The sequence below is a fragment of the Simplicispira suum genome, from assembly GCF_003008595.1.
In the GTDB taxonomy this organism is placed as follows: Bacteria; Pseudomonadota; Gammaproteobacteria; order Burkholderiales; family Burkholderiaceae_C; genus Simplicispira; species Simplicispira suum.
In genome coordinates this window covers 151,088-171,265 of the sequence record NZ_CP027669.1, presented here as the reverse complement: position 1 = coordinate 171,265, position 20,178 = coordinate 151,088, and the positions used below count along the sequence as shown (strand labels likewise).

Annotated in this window: 17 protein-coding genes and 6 tRNA genes; 19 read left to right on the top strand and 4 right to left on the bottom strand. The window is 60.6% G+C overall.

What is annotated here, in order from left to right:
- Positions 1 to 6: 6 nt before the first annotated feature.
- The 10 genes from C6571_RS00825 (at position 7) to C6571_RS00780 (ending at position 5,533) form a co-directional block, all read left to right on the top strand.
- Positions 7 to 528 (top strand): CvpA family protein, encoded by a 522-nt coding sequence (locus tag C6571_RS00825; protein WP_106447954.1) that lies wholly within the window; start codon positions 7 to 9, stop codon positions 526 to 528.
- An 80-nt stretch (positions 529 to 608) separates the two neighbouring features.
- On the top strand, positions 609 to 2,114 hold the full coding sequence (purF, locus tag C6571_RS00820; RefSeq protein WP_106445010.1) for an amidophosphoribosyltransferase: 1,506 nt from the start codon (positions 609 to 611) through the stop codon (positions 2,112 to 2,114).
- A gap of 30 nt (positions 2,115 to 2,144) precedes the next feature.
- Positions 2,145 to 3,356, top strand: a complete 1,212-nt coding sequence (locus C6571_RS00815) for an O-succinylhomoserine sulfhydrylase (protein ID WP_106445009.1) — start codon at positions 2,145 to 2,147, stop codon at positions 3,354 to 3,356.
- A complete protein-coding gene (gene gltX, locus C6571_RS00810; protein WP_106445008.1) occupies positions 3,353 to 4,774 on the top strand; it encodes a glutamate--tRNA ligase in 1,422 nt (473 codons plus the stop codon). Before C6571_RS00815 ends, gltX begins: the two co-directional genes overlap by 4 nt.
- Positions 4,775 to 4,837: 63 nt before the next feature.
- Positions 4,838 to 4,913 (top strand) — tRNA-Ala (locus C6571_RS00805).
- 33 nt (positions 4,914 to 4,946) lie between these two features.
- Positions 4,947 to 5,022: transfer RNA gene (locus C6571_RS00800), tRNA-Glu, on the top strand.
- Between the two features lie 49 nt (positions 5,023 to 5,071).
- Positions 5,072 to 5,148 (top strand) — tRNA-Asp (locus tag C6571_RS00795).
- A 74-nt stretch (positions 5,149 to 5,222) separates the two neighbouring features.
- Positions 5,223 to 5,298 (top strand) — tRNA-Ala (locus tag C6571_RS00790).
- A 33-nt stretch (positions 5,299 to 5,331) separates the two neighbouring features.
- Positions 5,332 to 5,407, top strand: a tRNA-Glu gene (locus tag C6571_RS00785).
- Positions 5,408 to 5,456: 49 nt separating this feature from the next.
- A tRNA-Asp gene (locus C6571_RS00780) sits at positions 5,457 to 5,533 on the top strand.
- A gap of 177 nt (positions 5,534 to 5,710) precedes the next feature.
- On the opposite strand, the gene C6571_RS00775 is transcribed toward C6571_RS00780, so the two are convergent.
- On the bottom strand, positions 5,711 to 6,982 hold the full coding sequence (locus C6571_RS00775) for an MFS transporter (protein ID WP_211300684.1): 1,272 nt from the start codon (positions 6,980 to 6,982) through the stop codon (positions 5,711 to 5,713).
- A 652-nt stretch (positions 6,983 to 7,634) separates the two neighbouring features.
- Here C6571_RS00775 and C6571_RS00770 point away from each other — a divergent pair.
- The 3 genes from C6571_RS00770 to C6571_RS00760 all read left to right on the top strand — a co-directional run bounded on the left by C6571_RS00770 (position 7,635) and on the right by C6571_RS00760 (position 10,415).
- The gene (locus tag C6571_RS00770; RefSeq protein WP_211300683.1) at positions 7,635 to 8,840 is read left to right on the top strand and encodes an MFS transporter; all 1,206 of its coding nucleotides are present in this window, start codon (positions 7,635 to 7,637) and stop codon (positions 8,838 to 8,840) included.
- Between the two features lie 11 nt (positions 8,841 to 8,851).
- A complete protein-coding gene (codA, locus tag C6571_RS00765) occupies positions 8,852 to 10,111 on the top strand; it encodes a cytosine deaminase (protein ID WP_106445005.1) in 1,260 nt (419 codons plus the stop codon).
- Between the two features lie 127 nt (positions 10,112 to 10,238).
- Positions 10,239 to 10,415 carry an SDR family oxidoreductase gene (locus C6571_RS00760; RefSeq protein ID WP_106447952.1) on the top strand — a complete coding sequence of 59 codons (177 nt, stop codon included), beginning with the start codon at positions 10,239 to 10,241 and terminating at the stop codon, positions 10,413 to 10,415.
- Between the two features lie 86 nt (positions 10,416 to 10,501).
- Here C6571_RS00760 and C6571_RS00755 read toward each other — a convergent pair whose 3' ends face one another.
- The 3 genes from C6571_RS00755 to C6571_RS00745 form a co-directional block, all read right to left on the bottom strand.
- Entirely contained in the window at positions 10,502 to 11,182 is a 681-nt protein-coding gene (locus C6571_RS00755; protein ID WP_211300682.1) for a GNAT family N-acetyltransferase, read from the bottom strand.
- Between the two features lie 51 nt (positions 11,183 to 11,233).
- Positions 11,234 to 11,911: a protein-L-isoaspartate(D-aspartate) O-methyltransferase gene (locus C6571_RS00750; RefSeq protein WP_245901342.1), complete on the bottom strand. Its 678-nt coding sequence runs from the start codon at positions 11,909 to 11,911 to the stop codon at positions 11,234 to 11,236.
- 72 nt (positions 11,912 to 11,983) lie between these two features.
- On the bottom strand, positions 11,984 to 12,988 hold the full coding sequence (locus C6571_RS00745) for a glutathione S-transferase family protein (RefSeq protein WP_106445001.1): 1,005 nt from the start codon (positions 12,986 to 12,988) through the stop codon (positions 11,984 to 11,986).
- A 348-nt stretch (positions 12,989 to 13,336) separates the two neighbouring features.
- On the opposite strand from C6571_RS00745, the gene C6571_RS00735 reads away from it, so the two are divergent.
- The 6 genes from C6571_RS00735 to glnL all read left to right on the top strand — a co-directional run bounded on the left by C6571_RS00735 (position 13,337) and on the right by glnL (position 20,178).
- The gene (locus C6571_RS00735) at positions 13,337 to 14,665 is read left to right on the top strand and encodes an MFS transporter (RefSeq protein WP_211300681.1); all 1,329 of its coding nucleotides are present in this window, start codon (positions 13,337 to 13,339) and stop codon (positions 14,663 to 14,665) included.
- 488 nt (positions 14,666 to 15,153) lie between these two features.
- Complete coding sequence (locus C6571_RS00730) at positions 15,154 to 16,002, top strand: EI24 domain-containing protein (RefSeq protein ID WP_106447950.1); 849 nt, start codon at positions 15,154 to 15,156, stop codon at positions 16,000 to 16,002.
- A complete protein-coding gene (locus C6571_RS00725; protein ID WP_106444998.1) occupies positions 15,999 to 16,823 on the top strand; it encodes a competence/damage-inducible protein A in 825 nt (274 codons plus the stop codon). Before C6571_RS00730 ends, C6571_RS00725 begins: the two co-directional genes overlap by 4 nt.
- A gap of 153 nt (positions 16,824 to 16,976) precedes the next feature.
- Positions 16,977 to 18,392 carry a type I glutamate--ammonia ligase gene (glnA, locus tag C6571_RS00720; protein WP_106444996.1) on the top strand — a complete coding sequence of 472 codons (1,416 nt, stop codon included), beginning with the start codon at positions 16,977 to 16,979 and terminating at the stop codon, positions 18,390 to 18,392.
- Positions 18,393 to 18,591: 199 nt separating this feature from the next.
- Positions 18,592 to 19,098 carry an efflux RND transporter periplasmic adaptor subunit gene (locus C6571_RS00715; RefSeq protein WP_106444995.1) on the top strand — a complete coding sequence of 169 codons (507 nt, stop codon included), beginning with the start codon at positions 18,592 to 18,594 and terminating at the stop codon, positions 19,096 to 19,098.
- Positions 19,099 to 20,178, top strand: a complete 1,080-nt coding sequence (gene glnL / locus C6571_RS00710) for a nitrogen regulation protein NR(II) (protein WP_106444993.1) — start codon at positions 19,099 to 19,101, stop codon at positions 20,176 to 20,178.

Below are 20,178 nucleotides of genomic sequence, written 5' to 3'. Positions count from 1 at the left end.
CCCAACATGCCCGAAGTGCCTGCATTGCCCGCATTGCAATGGGCCGCGCTTGACTGGATTTTGCTCACCGTGGTCCTTGCTTCGCTCATGCTGGGTGCTTGGCGCGGTCTGGTGTATGAGGTGTTGTCCCTGTTGGCCTGGGTGGCAGCATTTTTTGTGGCCCAGTGGTTCGCAGCGGACATCGCGACTTGGCTGCCCTTGGGCGATTCGTCAGAGCCTGTGCGTTATGCCGCCGGTTTCATCGGGGTTTTTGTCGCGACCTTGTTTGCCTGCAGCCTGGTCGCCTGGCTGGCGAAGAAGCTGATTGAGGCGGTGGGTCTGCGTCCGGTGGATCGGGTGCTGGGCGCTGTTTTTGGCGTTGTACGCGCTGGTGTTCTGCTGCTCGTCCTGGGTGTGGTGGCGCAGCTGACCCCCATGGGTAAGGCTGCGTGGTGGTTGGAATCGGCAAGCGCGCCGCGCATTGCGCAGGTGCTGCAGAATTTGCGCCCCGCGTTGCCGGAACAGTTTGAAAAAATGCTGCCTGCGTGAAACACGGGCAGTGTGAGCTTGGCCATCTCGGCCGGGTGCGCGCAATGTGGGCCAAGGCCTGCGAACGGATGGAATGAGCTATGTGTGGAATCGTCGGCGTCGTTAGTGGTGCTCCCGTCAACCAGCTGATCTACGACGCATTGCTGCTGTTGCAGCACCGTGGACAAGATGCGGCCGGCATCGTGACGCAGGAAGAGCGAAAGTTCTTCATGCACAAGGCCAAAGGCATGGTGCGCGACGTGTTTCGCACACGCAATATGCGGGCACTTCCCGGCAATTCTGGCCTGGGGCAGGTGCGCTATCCCACTGCCGGCAACGCGTTCAATGAAGAAGAGGCGCAGCCGTTTTACGTCAATGCCCCGTTTGGCATTGTGCTGGTGCACAACGGCAATCTCACCAATGCAGACGTACTGCGCGCTGAGTTGTTTTCAACGGACCACCGCCACACCAATACCGACAGCGATTCGGAGGTGCTGCTGAACGTTTTTGCCCACGAATTGGAGCACGCTACGCGCGGTGTAGCCTTGCAGCCCGACGACGTCTTCAAGGCGGTCCGCGCGGTGCATAGAAGGGTGCGCGGCTCCTACGCCGTCATTGCGTTGATCGCGGGCCATGGTTTGGTGGCGTTTCGTGATCCCTACGGCATCCGTCCGTTGGCGATGGGGCGCAGCGCCGAAGGTGCCGTCGTGTTTGCCAGCGAGTCGGTGGCCATTGAAGGTACGGGCCACGAATTTCAACGCGACGTAGCGCCCGGCGAGGCACTGTTCGTCGATCTGGCCGGAAATCTCAGTGCGCAGCAATGCGCGGAAAAAACGCAACACTTTCCCTGCGTGTTCGAGTATGTGTATCTGGCGCGTCCCGATTCGGTCCTTGACGGCATTTCGGTATACCAGGCGCGCCTCAACCTCGGCGCTTCACTGGCCAAGCGCGTGGTTTCGACGGTTCCGCCCAGCGACATCGACGTCATCATTCCGATTCCCGAGTCGAGCCGCCCCAGTGCCACGCAGTTGGCGCATCTGCTGGGCGTGCCGTACCGGGAAGGTTTCGTCAAGAACCGTTATGTAGGACGCACCTTCATCATGCCAGGCCAAGAGGTTCGCAAAAAGTCCGTGCGCCAAAAGCTCAATGTGATTGGCAGCGAATTCAAGGGCCGCAATGTCCTGCTCGTGGACGACTCCATCGTTCGCGGTACCACCAGCCGCGAGATCGTGCAGATGGCCCGCGAAGCGGGCGCCCGCAAGGTGTACTTGGCGAGTGCTGCGCCTCCGGTGCGCTACCCGAACGTCTACGGCATTGACATGCCCACCAGCGATGAACTGGTGGCCCATAGTCGCACCGTTGAAGAGGTCCGGGCCCTGATTGGATGCGACGCGCTTATTTACCAGGATGTGGACGCAATGAAAAAGGCCGTCGGCGCAGGCAACCCCGCGTTGTCGGGTTTCGACGCATCCTGTTTCGATGGCGTTTACGTGACCGGTGACATCGGTCCCGACGATATTGCGCGCCTGAATGCGGGTCGCAAAGGCGGGACCGAAGACGAAGAAGACGCCTCGCGTCTGGCGCTTCCGAATGCAGCGGATGCGTAGCGCCTCGCGTTCAATGAAAGAAAGAGCTTCATGACGGCATTCGATAGCACCGCTCTTCACCCCGACACCCTGGCGGTGCGCCAAGCCGTACCGCGCAGCCAGTTTGGCGAACATTCCGAAGCGCTGTATCTGAGCAGCAGCTTCGTCCAACCCGACGCAGCCACCGCAGCGCGGCGCTTTGCCGGTGAGGAAGAGGGATATACCTACACCCGCACGGCCAACCCCACCGTAACGAGCTTCGAGCAGCGGCTGGCCGCAATGGAGGGCACACAAGCGGCGGTTGCCACGGCCAGCGGAATGTCTGCCATCTTGCTGGTGTGCCTCGCGCTGCTCAAGGCAGGAGACCATGTCGTGTGCTCGCAGTCGATGTTCGGATCCACCATGAAGCTCATCGGGGGCGAGTTGGCGCGTTTTGGCGTGCAATCGACTTTTGTGCCGCAAACCGACGTTGCGGCTTGGCGCGCGGCCGTTCGACCCGAAACGCGTCTGCTCTTTGCCGAGACTCCGACCAACCCGTTGACCGAGCTTTGCGACATTCGTGCGCTGGCGGACATCGCGCACGAGGCCGGCGTGCTGCTGGCGGTCGACAACTGCTTTGCCTCTCCTGCGCTGCAGCGCCCTGCAGAAATGGGAGCGGATCTGGTGATCCATTCAGGCACCAAGTTTCTTGATGGTCAGGGGCGCGTCATGGCGGGCGCAGTCTGCGGCCCGCATGCGCTGATTGAGGAAAAACTCGCGCCCTTGATCCGCAGTGCGGGCATGAATCTCTCGCCCTTCAACGCCTGGGTGGTGCTCAAGGGGCTCGAGACCTTGTCTATTCGCATGCAAGCGCAAAGCGCCCACGCGCTAGCCATTGCAAGCTGGCTCGAGTCGCACCCTGCGGTGAGACGCACCTTTTATCCTGGCCTGGCTTCGCATCCGCAGCATGAGTTGGCCATGCGCCAGCAATCGGGCGTGGGTGGCGCTGTGGTGTCGTTTGTGGTTGGCGGCGCAGAAGCTGCAGCCGCGCGCGCCAGCGCCTTTCATGTGATTGATAGCACCCGCATATGCAGCATCACAGCCAACTTGGGTGACACCAAGACCACCATTACTCACCCGGCAAGCACCTCCCATGGCCGTTTGACCGACGCGCAGCGCAGTGCTGCAGGCATCGGCCAAGGCCTGATCCGTCTTGCCGTGGGGCTGGAACACATCGACGATTTGAAGGCCGACCTAGCGCGCGGCCTGGATAGCTTGAAATGAACGACCAGATAACCAATTTGCCTGCGGCGCGCGTGCGCACGCGATTCGCCCCATCGCCTACCGGCTTTATCCATCTGGGAAATATCCGCTCGGCGCTGTATCCCTGGGCTTTCGCACGATCCACCGGCGGGGATTTCATCTTGCGCATTGAAGATACCGATGTCGAGCGTTCCACGCAGGCCGCCGTCGATGTGATTCTTGAGGGATTGGATTGGCTGGGCATGGCGCCCGACGAGGGGCCTTTCTACCAGATGCAGCGCATGGATCGGTACCGTGAGGTGCTTGGTCAGCTCAAGGCCAGTGGCCATGTCTACCCCTGCTACATGTCGGTGCAAGAACTCGATGCGTTGCGCGAACAGCAAATGGCTAACAAGGAAAAGCCCCGCTACAACGGGCTGTGGCGCCCCGAGTCGGGCAAGTCGCTGCCGGATGTGCCGCTGGGTGTGCAGCCGGTGCTGCGCTTTCGCAATCCGCAAGGCGGTGTGGTGGCGTGGGACGACAAGGTCAAAGGTCGGATTGAAATTCGCAACGAAGAATTGGATGATTTGGTGATTGCCCGGCCCGACGGCACGCCTACTTATAACTTTTGTGTTGTCGTGGACGACATCGACATGGAGATCACGCACGTGATTCGGGGTGATGACCACGTCAACAATACGCCGCGCCAGATCAACATTTTTCTCGCCCTTGGAGCGCAGCCGCCCGTGTATGCGCACTTGCCCACCGTGCTCAATGAGCAGGGCGAGAAAATGAGCAAGCGCAATGGGGCTAAGCCTGTCACGCAGTACCGCGACGAAGGTTATCTGGCCGACGCCATGATCAACTACCTTGCGCGCCTGGGTTGGAGTCACGGGGACGATGAAATTTTCACGCGGCAGCAGTTCATCGACTGGTTCAGCCTGGATCACCTGGGTCGCAGTGCGGCGCAGTTTGACGAAGCCAAGCTGCGTTGGGTGAATGCCCAGCACATCAAGTCCATGGACGACGACGCACTTGCAAAGCTGGTGGCAGAGCAGCTGGTCAAGCGCAATGCTGCCCAGCTCGATCTGGCGCCCTTGGTCGCTTTGTGCGCCTTGTTCAAAGACCGTTGCGACACCACGGTAGCTCTGGCCGACTGGGCCGAGCGATTGCTGGGAGAAGAGGTCGAAGGCGCCGAGCAGGAGCGGGCGCAGTACCTGACGGATGCTGTGGCGCCGGCGCTGGATGCCTTGGCGCAGGCGCTGGATGAATGCGTCTGGGACCGGCCAGCTATTGCAGCGGCCATCAAAAAAACGCTCGCCGATCACGGGATGAAAATGCCGCAACTGGCCATGCCGGTTCGCGTGCTGGTGGCTGGCACGGCGCAGACACCCTCGGTGGACGCCTTGCTCGAGCTGCTGGGGCGTGAAAAAGTTGTTGCACGCCTCAAAAAGCGCTAAAAAAGCTGTCTATAATTCAAGGCTCAGGTGATTGCTGCTAAATGCAGCTATTGCAGCGGTTTTGGGGGTATAGCTCAGCTGGGAGAGCGCTTGCATGGCATGCAAGAGGTCATCGGTTCGATCCCGTTTACCTCCACCAAATGGTTAGTTTTTCGGTTCGTTCCAAGGTTTTGACCCCATCGTCTAGAGGCCTAGGACATCACCCTTTCACGGTGAGTACCGGGGTTCGAATCCCCGTGGGGTCGCCAAGTTGTAGCGCTTGGCTTGCATAAAAATGCAAGCAAAAGCTGCCTGCCAGGAGTGGTAGTTCAGTTGGTTAGAATACCGGCCTGTCACGCCGGGGGTCGCGGGTTCGAGTCCCGTCCACTCCGCCAGTTCCGAGCCCTTGCAGGTCGCAGGATGTGCAAGGGCTTTTCTTTGGCCTCAAGCCAGGGATATGGGAAGTTTGGGGGGTATAGCTCAGCTGGGAGAGCGCTTGCATGGCATGCAAGAGGTCATCGGTTCGATCCCGTTTACCTCCACCAAATGGTTAGTTTTTCGGTTCGTTCCAAGGTTTTGACCCCATCGTCTAGAGGCCTAGGACATCACCCTTTCACGGTGAGTACCGGGGTTCGAATCCCCGTGGGGTCGCCAAGTTGTAGCGCTTGGCTTGCATAAAAATGCAAGCAAAAGCTGCCTGCCAGGAGTGGTAGTTCAGTTGGTTAGAATACCGGCCTGTCACGCCGGGGGTCGCGGGTTCGAGTCCCGTCCACTCCGCCAATAAAATCAACGGCTTGCGGCAAGTTTGCTGCAAGCCGCTTTTTTTCGTCTGCGCCCTGGGAGCGCTTGCAAAAGCAGCTGCACCGCTGGCTCGGTTGCACCAAGCGCGCCGCCGATCTACGAAGTGATGGTGCACCCGGACAGGGGCTTGGCCAAGGCACATCAAATGTGCAATTGTCAAACGCGTCTGCCTCCGTCGTCGCCGTCCAGATCCGTGCGTGGATCGAGACCCATGACGATGGGCGTTACATCTGGAAGCGGTACGTATTTTTCTCGCTGATCCACAGGCAACGACGGCCGCCGCGAGGCGTACACAATAACAAACGCCGCGTAAAGTACTGCCACCGTCGCTTCGAACAAGAAAAAGCTGGACGGGCCGTAGATGGACATGAGTACCGACGCGAGCACGGGGCCGACGGTCGCGCCGATGGAATAGACCATCAACAAGCGCCCCGATGCCGCCACGTAGTATCGGCGCTCCAAGCGGTCGAAGGTTTGCGCGACGCACAGCGGATACACGCTGCTCATGGCCCCTCCGAACGCCATGCCGACGATCAACAAAGCAGTAAACGGCAAGCCAGAGGCAACGAACCCCGCCAGCGTCCCCCAGGCGATGCCGACGGCCAGCAAGGCGCCGGACATGACGAAACGCCGGTCATACCGATCCGCCAAAACGCCTATGGGGAGTTGAAAAACCAGGCTACCGAGCACCACTACGCTCATGAACAAAGCGGCTTCGGATACGCTTAATCCGATCTTGATGGCAAAAACGACACCCAGCGCATAGAAGGAGCCGACCATCAGCCCGGCGACGCCTGCGCCGACCACGCCAACCTTTGACGCCGCGAAAAGCTGCCTGACGTTCAGCACACCGCTATCGCTGAGGTTGGGCTCGCCCAGACGCGTCATGGCAACCGGGATCAATGAAAGCTCGATCAGCGACGCGGCCAACATGAGCAGATCGGGTGTACCAACGTCAGCGAGATTGACCAAGGTTTGCCCCAGCGCGGTCGCAAGAAAGAAGGTCACCATGTAAAAGCTCAGCACGCGCCCGCGCGTTTCGTTGCGGCTTTTGGTGTTCAGCCAGCTTTCTATGGCGGCCGTCATACCGGCAATGCAGAACCCATTGACAACGCGCAGCACCAGCCATGCCGCCGGATGTTCAAAAGCCGCATAAGCCAGAGTTGTTGCAGCCGTCAGCGCCGCGAAAACAGCGAAGGCCCGGATATGGCCGATCCGAAAGATGACGTGTTTGCCATGCAAACCCCCGATCGCCAGGCCGAAGTAATAGGCCGCCATGATCGCCCCGGTCAGTGCCACCGGGTACCCTGCCGCCTCCATGCGCAGCGGGAGCACAACACCAAGCAGGGCGTTGCCAGCCATGAAGGCCGCAGTGCCGCCCAAAAGGGATCTCACCGAGACAAGAATCTCGCGCACGTTTTTTGTCATTAGCGGAGCATCCTAAGCGGCGTACGACAATTCTTCCTAGTACGAATCCACTTGCATGCGGCTCATTGCGGCGCTCGAAGCAGATGCGTAGCCGCGGGTGGCCCATGTGTGCTCCATGCACCCGTCATCTTGGATGGCAAGCACGGCGCCATTGGTTGTCCGGCTGAGCAGTACACACCGGAACGCTGTTGTAGAGGAAACTTGATATGCTATAAATTATATAGCTGCCGACGCTTGATGAGTAAGCGCTATAGGGCATTTTCGTTCAATTTTTAGTGGCAATCGTGCAGTCGCCACGACAGCCGCCTCCATAGTCTGCGCGGCGCGGCCCGTGGTTGTCCCAGCCGCAGCTCGCCGTCTTCAGTACGGTGTTGACGCCTTTGTACCTGCAGGCTGTGGTGACCATGGACAAAGGCTTACCTTGGCTCAACTCACGCCAGTTCGGGTCAATGGTAGGCTGGGGCACAACATAGGCGTCAATCGGATATCCGACTCCGCAAAAATCCCGCCCGTCCGGCGTCGCTCAGACGTCTGACCTCACAGGCGTCGTACAGACGTCCCTTCAAGCCAACGTGGCGCAGACGTGAAACCACATGGGCGTGCTTCCAAGCAAAGAGGCGCGTAGTTACTCCTCTCAGGTTCACAAAACAAGATGCCTCTCCCGTCTTCTCCAAACGAAAAGCAAACCTTTTCATGGTTCTTCTTCGGCCTGATGGCCAGTGTGACCTTTGTGGGCATCCTGTCCGAACTGGTGCCCTCGGGCATCCTGCCGCAGATGACCGAGGGGCTGGGCGTTGAGGAAAGCGACGTCGGCTTCATGGTCGGTGTGTATGCACTGGCGTCCGCCATTGCGGCCATCCCACTGGTCAGCGCCACCCTGGCGTTCAACCGCAAGACGCTGTTGATGGCGCTGCTGGTCGGGTTCGCGGCCTCCAATGTCGTCGTCGGCCTCTCATCGTCCTACCCGGTCATCATTGGCGCCCGCATCGTTGGCGGCATTTGCGCGGGTGTGATGTGGCCCATGATCGCGGCCTACGGAACGCGGCTGGCCCCGTCCAACATGCATGGCAAGGCCATTACCGTCATCATGTCCGGCAATACACTGGGCATCAGCATCGGCCTGCCGGCGATGACGGCGATTGGCCTCGCGTTTGGCTGGCGCAGCGTTTTCCTGGTGCTTGGCGCGGTGGTCGCGGTGATTGTCGTGCTGTCGTATATCTACTTGCCTGAGGTAGAAGGCGAGAAGCTCAACAAAAGCAACTCACCCTTGGCAGTGCTGAAGATGCGCTCGATGCAGCTCGTCTTGCTGTTGACGTTTCTGTCGGTCGCGGCCCACTACGGTATCTACACCTACATCACACTGCTGGTGGAGTTGATCGGCTTTGCCGGTGGTATTGGCGTGGCGCTGCTGATCTTCGGCATCGGCTCGGTGATCTCGGTGGTGGTTTCTGCGAAGTACATCGACGCCTATTTGCGCCCACTCATCGTTTCGATGCTCGGCGTTGGCGGCATTTCCATGGCGATGTTTCTTGCCTTCAAGGGAGCCATCGGCGTCTCGCATGCCGCCTTCTTCCTGTGGGGTCTGGCCTTTGGCCCGCTGGTGACGATGTACCAGACCGCCGTGACCAAGCAGGTGGACGAAGCACGCGACATTGCAACGTCGGTGCAATCGAGCGTTTTCAACCTGTCCGTCATGGTCGCCACCTGGGTCGGTGGAATGCTGCTGATCAATTTTCCGGATGGCGGCGTGAAGCTTGTCGTCGTCCTGTCGCTGGTTTGTTTCATTCTGGCCATCGTGATTGCGTTTCTGGCCAGACGCACCCTGGGGCCGTCCTCAGGGTTGTCCACCAACCCATGAGAGAGATCACCATGAAAAAGTTTACCAACGCGCGCATCTACGGACAGCATGCGGAAACCAGCGATATCCTGGTTGACAAAGGCGTCATCACACAGATTGGCCAAAACTTGCCCAAGGCGCACGAAGAAATCGACCTTCAGGGGCGTCTGGTGGTCCCGCCCTACGTCGATCCTCACCTGCACCTGGACTATGTCTATACCGCCGGCAGCGAAGGTGCCAAGAACGCGAGCGGCACGCTGTTCGAAGGCATTGCCCGCTGGCACGACGTCAAGAAAACTCAAACGCTGGAGGACGCCAAGGAGCGAGCATTAAAGGGCATCGAAGAAGAGGTCTCCAAAGGCGTGCAGTTCATTCGTACCCACATCGACGTGTGCGACCCGCGCCTGACCGGCCTCAAGGCGATGCTGGAAATCCGCGGACAGCTCAAAGACAAGGTCACCATCCAGATCGTCGCCTTCCCGCAGGAGGGCATGTACGCCTACAAGGGCGGCGACGAGATGGTCGAAGAGGCTTTGAAGATGGGCGCAGACTGTGTCGGCGCCATTCCGCACTTCGAGTGGGCGCGCGAGATCGGCGAAAAATCGATCCACCGCACGGTGGAGCTGGCCGTCAAGCACAACAAGCTGATCGACGTGCACTGCGACGAGACCGACGACGTGATGAGCCGTTTCGTCGAACTGCTCAACGCCCTGGTGATGACCGAGGGCATTGGCTCGCGCACCGCCGCCAGCCACACCTGCTCGTTTGGCTCTGCCGACAACGCCTACGCGTTTCGCATGATGCGGCTGTTTCAGCAGTCCGGCATGCATTTCATCGCACTGCCAACCGAGAACGCCTACCTGCAGGGGCGCCAGGACAGCTACCCCAAGCGCCGCGGCCTGACGCGGGTGAAAGAGCTGTGGGAAGGCGGCATCAACGTCTGCTTTGGCCAGGACTCGATCAACGATCCGTGGTACCCGGTGGGCAACGGCAACCTGATGAACATCCTGGACAACGGCATTCACCTGGCGCAGACCATGTCGTTCGAGGAACTGGACAAGTGCCTGGACCTGATCACTACGAACGGCGCCAAGACCTTGAACGTGCAAGACCAGTACGGCATTGAAGTGGGCAAACCGGCCAACTTCCTGGTGCTCAATGCCCGTTCGCCCTTTGAGGCCGTGCGCCAGCGTGCCGACGTACTGGCATCCGTCCGCCATGGTGACTACCTCTTCAAGCGCCCAGAGCCGAGCTATGAGATTGGGCTCGATCTTTTGGGCATGGCAACGTGAAAAAGATGCGAAATGTGCGTTTGCATGAAACGGTGAATGGGATAGGGTCCCTTCGGAGGTCCCGTCCGTCTAACGTGGACTCAACATTCGCGCCAACTCTGTTCACCCTGGCGTGATCGAAATACCCATGAACATGCAGGGTGACACCATGACGGCCGTGGAAGCCTTTGCTAAACACGCACCGCTAAAGCGTGTTGCAAAGCCAGACGAAGTTTGGAATTTGGTGCTGTATCTGGCATCGAATGAATCAATCTATTCGACAGGCTCACAGTTTGTCGTCGATGGTGGAATAGCCGCCCAGTAATGCGGTTTTTCATTTCGGTCGCGGCAATCCAGAACCGGCAGCCGCACCGCCGCCAACGCAGTCACAGGAGATCCCTTCCGCGCGCGTTATGCAGGCTGGTCGCCACCTTCAACAGGCGCGCGGCGCATGAACCAGTTCGGTACGCCAAGCACGGGCTCATGCTGAGCCGTGACGAAACCGAGTGATTCATAAAAGCGGGCGTTGATGGCAAGGTCGGTCTCCAGCCAGGCGACAGCCGCCAGCGCGTCCATCTGGCCGCAGCAGTGCACCATCAAGTGGCGCCCCACACCCTGGCGGCGGTAGGCCGACGCCACGGCCAGCGGCCCGATATGCCAATGAAATCCGGATGGGTCATTGCGCGCCCAAGCCGCCAGCCACCGCCCGATGCGCACCGCGCCGACCGGCGGATTGCTGGTCATAATCACAGCGGCAAAACGCAGTGCGGCCCACCCCGTCGGACGACAACAGCCGGGTTTCATCATGCCCAGCACGCCAACCAGCTCGCCCTGTGCGTAGGCGCCCAGTAGCGTGCCGTGCGACTGAACGTGGCGCACCAGCGCTTCCATGAATCGGAACAGGCGCTGTCGCCGGCGCGCTGGATCGGCGCCGAACGCCTGTACATGCAAGGGGTTGTCACGCATGGCGTCGGCCAGCAGCACGGCTGCAGCCACTCGCTGCGCGCCAGACCCAACTTCCGTGATCCCGAAGGCAAGGCCGTCTCCTGCACGGTGAGGCGATGGCTGCAGGCGCTTCATCAGACGATGCACATAGTCATTTGTTGGTGGCTGGAGGGCACGCGCGGAACGGCCGCAGTGCACTCAATGGCGCGTGAACGGTACAAAGCGAACGCGCAACACTGGGCGCACGGTGATTGCCCCCGCCGCGCTTTTTTCGACCACAGAGAGCGACTGGGTCCCATCCGGCGCATCGAGCGGCAACACCAGTCGTCCGCCGGGTTTCAATTGCTCGATCAGCGGCTGTGGCAACTCGGAGGCTGCGGCGGTCACGATGATGGCATCGAACGGTGCCTCTTGCGGCCAGCCTGCGTGACCGTCGCCCAAGCGAGTGTGCACGTTTGGATAGCCTGCCGCAGCCAGGGCCCGCGCTGCCTCAAGGCCCAGCGGCTCGACGATCTCGATCGTATACACCGCAGCCACCAGTTCAGCCAGCACCGCAGTCTGATAACCGGAACCGGTGCCCACTTCCAGCACCTTGCTATCGGCATTGAGCGCCATCAGCTCGGTCATCAGCGCAACGATGAAGGGCTGCGAAATGGTTTGGCCGGCGCCGATAGGGAGCGGGTGGTTGTCATAGGCTTGTGCGATCTGTGCGCTTGGCACGAAGCGATGCCGCTCGACTCTGCGCAGCGCGGCCAGCACGCGCTCGGACAAGGCCTCGCACCCCGTCTCAAGGCGCGTCTGGTGCACCATGCCTACGATCTCGAGGACCATGCGCTCGCGGCGCGGGTTCATTGGGTCAGCAGAGGGGATGGTCATGAATGATCTCCGATCGGGGCGCCTCGGGCTGTCATTCGTGCATGGACCGGAAGAGCAACCACCACCGCATGCTCAGGTGCCGCGGATTTTCTGCTGGCCCAGACGCTCGCGATGGTGCAGCGCGCTGAAGTCCAGAACCGGGCCGATCGACACAATGCCGTGTGGATTGATCGTCGGGTGGCTGCAAAAATAGTGGTGGCGAATGTGATCCATATGGACGGTGTCGGCCACGCCGGGCATTTGGTATATATCGCGCAGCAAGCCATTGAGGTTTGGAAAATCGGCAATGCGCTTGCGGTCGCACTTGAAGTGCGTCACGTACACCGCATCAAAGCGCAGCAGCGTCGCCCAGAGCCGCAGATCGGCTTCGGTCAAGGTGTTGCCCAGTAAATATCGGCTTTCGCCAAGGCGGTTCTCCAGATCCTCCAGTGCCCGGAACAAGGCAGTCGCAGCCTCGTCATAGGCGGTCTGGGTGGTGGCGAAGCCCGCTTTGTACACGCCGTTGTTCACGTGTTCGTACACCGTGTCGTTGACGGCATCGATGCCTTCAAGCAGATCTTGCGGGCAGTAGTCCCCTGGGCGCGCGCCGACGCCGTCGAACGCGCTGTTCAGCATACGGATGATCTCGGCGGATTCGTTGTTGACGATGGTCTCGCGATCTTTGTCCCACAGAATGGGCACCGTCACGCGCCCGCTGTAGTGCGGGTCGGCCTTCAGATACACCTGGTACATCTTGTCGAATCCGTACAGCAGATCGCCGGTCGCGCCAGGGAAATCCATGCGCAGCTCCCAACCGTTCTCGAGCATCAGCGGGTGCGACACGGATACGTCAATGTGCTCCTCCAGCCCTTTCCACGCGCGCATCACCAGGGTTCGGTGCGCCCATGGACAGGCGTAGGACACATACAGGTGGTAGCGCCCGCGTTCTGCCTTGAACCCACCATCGCCGCTCGGCCCCGCTTTGCCGTCGGCTGTGATCCAGTTGCGGAACTGGCTTTTTGAGCGTTCGAAGCGTCCCTCGGTCGCCTTGGTGTCGTACCACTCGTCGTGCCACTTTCCATCCACCAACAGTCCCATGATGTTCTCCTCGTCGCTTGTTGCAACCAGCGCAGCTTATAGCGTTGGAGGTGTAACTGCAGGGAGGATAGAGATGAACCTTGCTCGACACGTTTGCGCCCCGACATCAGCCGCAAGCAAGGTCTCACAACATCTGCGGAAATTTCCTGTGGGCGCGGGTCGAGCGTGTCGTTCCTGGCGGGGCCCGATTCTGACGGCATGACCGGGCAGGCCCCGTTCATGGTTGGTGCACTGGTCTATCGATAGGCCGGTTGCAGTAAGGTATCCATTTTCGGCTGGCAATTTGAGCCAGCGCCTTTGGCACACTGAACGCGACTCTTTACCGGGCCAACCCGGCGGCTTCTCCAAGTGACAAGTAATAACAAGCAAGGGGCACATCTGCACGCGCTGTTGGTCGATGACGACCCGATGGCGCAGGTGTGCCGCGACCTGCCCGAATCGGCGTGCCGCGAGCAGCCGCGCAACTATGGTTTGCATGTCGCGTCGCTGAGTTTGACGAAGATCGGGGAAGGTTTGGCCGATCCCAAGCTTGTGCTTGCCTGGCTGCTCGACGCCATCGGCACGCCAACCTGGGCCTTGGGGCTGCTGGTGCCGGTACGCGAGTCGCTGGCGATGCTGCCGCAACTGGCGATCTCGGCGCGTATCCGTCGGCTTGCCATTCGCAAGACCGTCTATGTGATTGGCTGTGTCGTCCAGGGTGCGGCCATCCTCGGCTTCGGCCTGGCGGGGTGGTTCGCGCAGATGTTGTCCGGCTCTGCCGCAGGCGTTGTCTCGGTCGCGCTGATTGCGGTTTTTGCGCTGGGTCGCAGTCTGTGCTCGATCAGCCACAAAGACGTGCTAGGCAAAACCGTGGACATTGGCCGGCGCGGCACGGTCAGCGGCACGGCAGGGACCATCGCTGCCGTGGCGACGCTTCTGTTGGCGGTGGGCTATTCCATCGGATGGATTCCGCTTACGGTGCCGGTCGTTTCCAGCATGGTCGCGCTCGGCGGCCTGTGCTGGCTGCTCGCCGCATTCGTTTTTGCGTCGATACGCGAAGAGCCAGGCGCCACCAAAGGGGGTATCGACGGTCTGGCGGCGGTCATTGCGCAGCTCAATCTGCTGCGCAGCGATGCGCCTTTGCGTCGGCTCATTGTGACGCGCGGCTTGCTGCTGTCGTCGGCCCTGGCGCCTCCGTTCTACATTGCCCTCAGCGGCGACAACTCCGCCAGCGGCCTTGGCACGCTAGGTCCGTTCATGATCGCGTCGGCAGCCGCGAGTCTGGCCAGCACCTACGTGTGGGGCCGGCTGGCCGACCGATCCAGCCGGCGCGTGCTGATGCTGGCGGCCACACTCGCCGCTCTGGCCAATGCGGCGGCCGCTCTTCTCGCCTTGGCAATGCCGCAACTGCTGGGGCACGCATCCGTACTACCGGCTCTGTTGTTCGTGCTGATGATTGCCCACCAGGGCGTGCGGCTGGGCCGTTCAGTGCATGTCGTCGACATGGCCGACCGCGACAGCCGGGCGACCTACACTGCGCTCAGCAATTCGGTGGTGGGCGTCATTTTGCTTGCTGCCGGGGTTTTCGGTGTCATTGCACAGTGGCTCGGCATCGGGGCCGTGCTGGCGATCTTCACCTTGATGGCCGCATTGGCGATACGTGCGGCGGCCGGGCTGGAAGACGTTCAGGCAGCGTAGTACGACGGCGATGCCAGCACGTTCATCGCCAAGCTTGCCGTCGTGCACCATGGCAATCGCGGTCCATGCGGGTCGAAGGATTTGTCGCGGTCGGCATCTCTGCGCCAAGGATTCGCTCTGCGTTGCAGATGTCTATGCAGCTGCGCCAGACCCTCAGCGCTGCCAGCGCCAAGAGACCTTGCTCGCCCACAATCCCTTCAGGGCAGGAGGGACAGATGACTCGCGCGTATCCGCCCTCGTCGAATCAAGACCTCGTTGGCCTAGATCGCACTATGCGCACCGTGCGGTGCCCCAGGATGACGCCGAATCGCTACAGTAGGCGGCGCAGCGCAACGGCCAGGAGCTTGTGGACGACCACGAGCGCCGGTCGTGCTGTCGGTGCTGCCGATCGAATGGCCGCTTTGGCGACGTCTCGGTGCGGTCGGGTGGCGATGGGTCCGGCGTACTGCCGAGGGCGCGCACTTCAGCCTGCGAGTATGCTCATCCCCATGCCGCTTTTGATGGATTCATTCTGGCGCGCCATGGCGTATTGCGTGTTGCCGCGCGTGCTCATTCTGTCGCTGCTGCCGCTTTTGCTCATGGGACTTGGCGCCTTGTTGCTAGGGCACTTCTACTGGGACGCTGCGGTGGTGGCCGTAGCCGAATGGATCAATTCGTCCGGGCTCATGGGAAGCTTGTGGAGTTGGCTGAGTTCCTGGGGCGCGGGGAATCTGCCGTCCGTATTGGCGCCAATGCTGGTGCTGGCGGTCGTCGTTCCAGTCGTCGTCGTGCTGTCACTTCTGGTGGTGGCAACCATGATGACGCCTGCCTTGGTAGGCTTGGTCGCACAGCGCCGGTTCCCGGAGCTTGAGCGCCGCAAAGGAGCCTCTTTTCTTCACAGCATGGCTTGGTCGCTGGCCTCGATGGCCTTGGCACTCCTCGCTCTGTTTGCTTCGATGCCGCTGTGGCTCATTCCGCCTCTGGTGCTGGTTTTGCCCCCGCTCATCTGGGGTTGGCTGGCCTACCGCGTCATGGCGTTTGACGCATTGGCAGAGCACGCAGATCCGCAAGAGCGTGTACTCATTTTGAAGCGCCACCGGGTCGCATTGTTGGCGATTGGTCTGATTACCGGCTACCTTGGAGCTGCGCCCGCAATTGTCTGGGCGTCGGGTCTGGTATTTGCAGCAGCGTTTTTTGTACTCATTCCTGTCGGGATTTGGATTTACACCTTGGTGTTTGCATTCTCATCCCTGTGGTTCGCGCACTATTGTTTGGCAGCCCTCAATAACCTCCGAGACACCGCTTCGTCGCCAAAGTTGCCGGGGCAGGCGGCTTCGCAAAGTGCGACAACAGCATGAGTTTTCAGTTCGGTCTGATCGTCATTGGCGACGAGATTTTGTCGGGCAAGCGCATCGACAAACACCTCTGCAGAGTGATTGAGCTGCTCAGAGAGCGTGGCCTGAGTTTGGCGTGGTCCGAATATGTGGGTGACGACGCGCAGCGCATTACAGCGACACTGCGGCGGGCGTTTGCTTCGGGCGATGTCGTCTTTTGCACAGGTGGTATCGGCGCGACGCCTGACGACCATACGCGTGAATGTGCAGCGCAGGCCCTGGGTGTACCGGCCGTGCTGCATCCCGAGGCGCAAGTGCTTATCGACGCACGCATTCGGCGCCTGGCTTGCGAAAACGGTGAGCCCTACGAACCCACGCGTGCAGACAATCAGCAGCGATTGAAGATGGGCGTGTTTCCGAGCGGTGCGCACATCATCCCAAATCCTTACAACCAGATCCCTGGCTTTTTTTGTGCGCCACCGGGTTCTCGAGCTGCTGTTTATTTTGTGCCCGGCTTTCCGGTGATGGCGTGGCCGATGATCGCCTGGGTGCTCGATACCTTCTACGCAGATTTTTTTCATCAGGCTGCGCGAACAGAGCATTCGGTGGTCGTTTTCGACAGTCAGGAAGCCCTGCTGACCCCTCTGATGGAAGCCCTGGAGCGCGAGCATCCTGAGATTGCGGTGTTCTGTCTGCCAAGCGTTGACCATCCAATGCATGGTCGCCATATCGAATTGGGAGTGAAGGGCCCAAGCGGCCTCGTAGCACCGGCTTGGGAAGCCCTTCTTTCAGGTTTGCACCAAGTTGGTGCTCGACTTGGCCCCGAAATGGTGCGTTCTGGCTAGGTCGAGCATGTCGACGCAAAATGCACCAAAACGAAGCGTGACAGCTTGTCAGACGCGGGCTGCTGTTTGCAGCGATCTGCTGCAGCACTGGCACACAAACTGCTTTTGTTTTCCAAGATACTTACTTAACCCCGATTTACTCAGGAGATTCGGATGGCCAAGACCGTTGCAGACGTAATGAAGATGGTGAAGGAAAACGAGGTCAAGTTTGTCGACTTCCGGTTCACCGATACCCGTGGCAAGCAGCACCACACCACGGTTCCCGTATCGCACTTTGACGAAGAAAAATTTGCCTCGGGGCATGCGTTTGACGGCTCGTCGATCGCAGGTTGGAAGGGCATCGAAGCGTCCGATATGCAGCTGGTTCCCGATCCCAATTCAGCCAATATTGATCCGTTCTTCGAGGAGACGACGCTGATCATGACTTGCGACGTGATCGAGCCCAGCGATGGCAAGGCCTATGACCGCGATCCGCGCTCCATTGCCAAGCGGGCCGAGGCTTACCTCAAGGCGTCGGGCTTGGGTGACACTGCATTCTTTGGCCCTGAGCCCGAATTTTTCATTTTTGATGGCGTGCGCTGGAGCAACGAGCCCGGCAATGTCAGTGTCGAAATCGACGAGTACGAGGCACCTTGGAATACGGGAGCCAAGCTCGAAGGCGGCAATCGGGGGCACCGCCCCACGGTCAAGGGCGGCTACTTTCCTGTGCCACCGGTTGACAGCACACACGACATGCGCGCTGAAATGTCCCTGATCCTGGAATCGGTCGGCATCCCGGTGGAAGTGTTCCACCACGAGGTGGCCGGTGCCGGCCAGAACGAGATTGGCACCCGGTTCAGCACGCTGGTGGAACGGGCCGACTGGACGCAGCTGCAAAAGTATGTGGTTCACAACGTGGCCAATGCCTATGGAAAGACCGCCACGTTCATGCCCAAGCCCTACGCGGGCGACAACGGCTCGGGCATGCACGTGCATCAGTCGGTCTGGAAGGACGGCAAAAACCTGTTTGCCGGCGACGGCTATGCCGGCCTGTCGGACTTTGCTCTGTATTACATCGGCGGCATCATCAAGCACGCCCGGGCGCTGAACGCGATCACGAACCCCGGTACCAACAGCTACAAACGCCTGGTGCCGCACTTCGAGGCGCCGGTGAAACTGGCTTATTCGGCCAAGAATCGCTCTGCTTCCATCCGTATTCCCTACGTGGCCAACCCCAAGGGTCGCCGTGTGGAGGCGCGCTTCCCCGATCCGCTGATGAACCCCTACCTGGGCTTTGCAGCCCTGTTGATGGCGGGTCTGGATGGTGTGGAAAACAAAATCCACCCCGGTGAAGCCGCCACCAAGGATCTCTACCATCTGCCGCCCGAAGAGGACAAGCTGGTACCTACGGTCTGCCACAGTCTGGATCAGGCGCTGGAGGCGCTGGACGCAGACCGTGCCTTCCTTACCAAGGGCGGTGTTTTCAGTGACTCCATGGTGGACGCATACATTGAGCTCAAGATGGGCGAGGTCACTCGCTTTCGCCAGGCCGTGCACCCCGTGGAATTCGACATGTACTACTCGCTGTAAGCGGCGCGCGAGCCCGCGTAGCGCCGGATTGAGGCGGCTTCGGCCGCCTTTTTCCATTGAAGTGTTGTGGCGCGCCAACTTGCGCGCTGCCAAGGCGCACGCCTGGTAGCGCCCAGCCGTGACCGTCCGCAGGTTGAAGATTCTTGGCGTTTTGGGCGATACTGGCCGCACACTGCGCCCAACGCGCTTCGGTCTGCCTATGAAAAAAATCACTTTCTCCCTGCTTTCGTCCTGCCTTGGCCTGGCATTGGCCGTGCCGGCCGCGTTCGCCCAAAACCGCATCTACCGCTGCGGCAACGAATACACCAACAATGCTGCAGTGGCCAAGGAGCGCAATTGCAAGGTGGTGGAGGGTGGAAACATTACCGTGGTGGAGGGAACGCGTCCGGCTGGGGGAAGCAGTGGTGCAGCACCGAAGGCGGCCGCCTCGCCTCCATCGGCGCCGCGCGTGGACCCCAATGACCAGCGTGCTCGCGACGCGGATGCGCGTGCCATTCTGGAGTCGGAACTAAAGAAGGCGCAGGCGCGTTTGGCCGAAACCAAGCAGGAATACAACGATGGTTCGCCGCAGCGCAATGCCCTCGATTTGCGCAACCCGCAGAAGTACATGGAACGCACCGCAGAGCTGAAGGCCGCGCTGGCGCGTGCCGAAGCCGATGTGGAAGGCATCCGGCGCGAAATCGAGCGCCTCCCTCCGGTGCGCTAAGTGCGGGTCCGTGGGGCCGCGCCGCGCAGCCCCCCATCGTTCCAGGCCTTTGACCTGCTCTCGGTGCTGGTGGCGGTGCTGCATGCCGATGGTTCGGTGTGGTATGTGAATGCAGCGCTGGAGCAAGCCTTGGGTGCATCCCGGCGCAGTCTGGTGGGGGGCGATTTCAGCCAGTTCTTCACCGAGCCCGCACTGATCCAGACTGCGCTGGCCGGTGCGCACAGCAACGATTTTGCGGCCCTGCGCTTTGAGGCACTGCTGCGGCGACCGCACCAGGACAGTGTTCCCGTGCATATGAACCTTGCCACGGGTGAGCTGCGCGGGCATATCGTGGTTGAACTTTGGCCGTTGGAGCAGCAGGTACGCCAGGACCGAGAGGAGCGGTTGCTGGAGCAGGCGCAGGGCCACAAGGAGTTGATTCGCAACCTGGCACACGAAATCAAGAACCCGCTGGGCGGTATCCGCGGCGCTGCGCAGCTGCTTGCGCTTGAATTGCAAAGCCCCGAGCTGAGCGAGTACACCGAGGTCATCGTGCACGAGGCCGACCGACTGCAAAGCCTCGTCGACCGCTTGCTGGCCCCGCACCGGCACCCGCACCAGGTCGGCGACGTCAACATTCACGAGGTGTGTGAACGCGTGCGTTCTCTGATCCTCGTGGAGTATCCCCAGGGTCTGCATATCCAGCGCGACTACGACACCTCCATCCCCGAGTTCCGCGGCGACCGTGCACAGTTGATTCAGGCCGTGCTCAATATTGTGCAGAACGCGGCCCAGGCCTTGTTGCCAGCCATGGCACAAGGCAATGCCTGCATCACCTTGCGCACCCGTGTAGCGCGCCAGGTCACTTTTGGACGGCAGCGCTATCGCCTGGCACTGGAATTGCATGTCATCGACAACGGGCCTGGCGTGCCCGACGCCATCCGGGAAAGAATCTTCTATCCCCTGGTGTCGGGACGCGAGGGCGGCTCGGGGTTGGGGCTGACGCTGGCGCAGACGTTTGTGCAGCAGCACCATGGATTGATTGAATGCGAAAGCGTGCCCGGTTGCACCGACTTTCGTATGCTCATTCCGCTTCCCTGA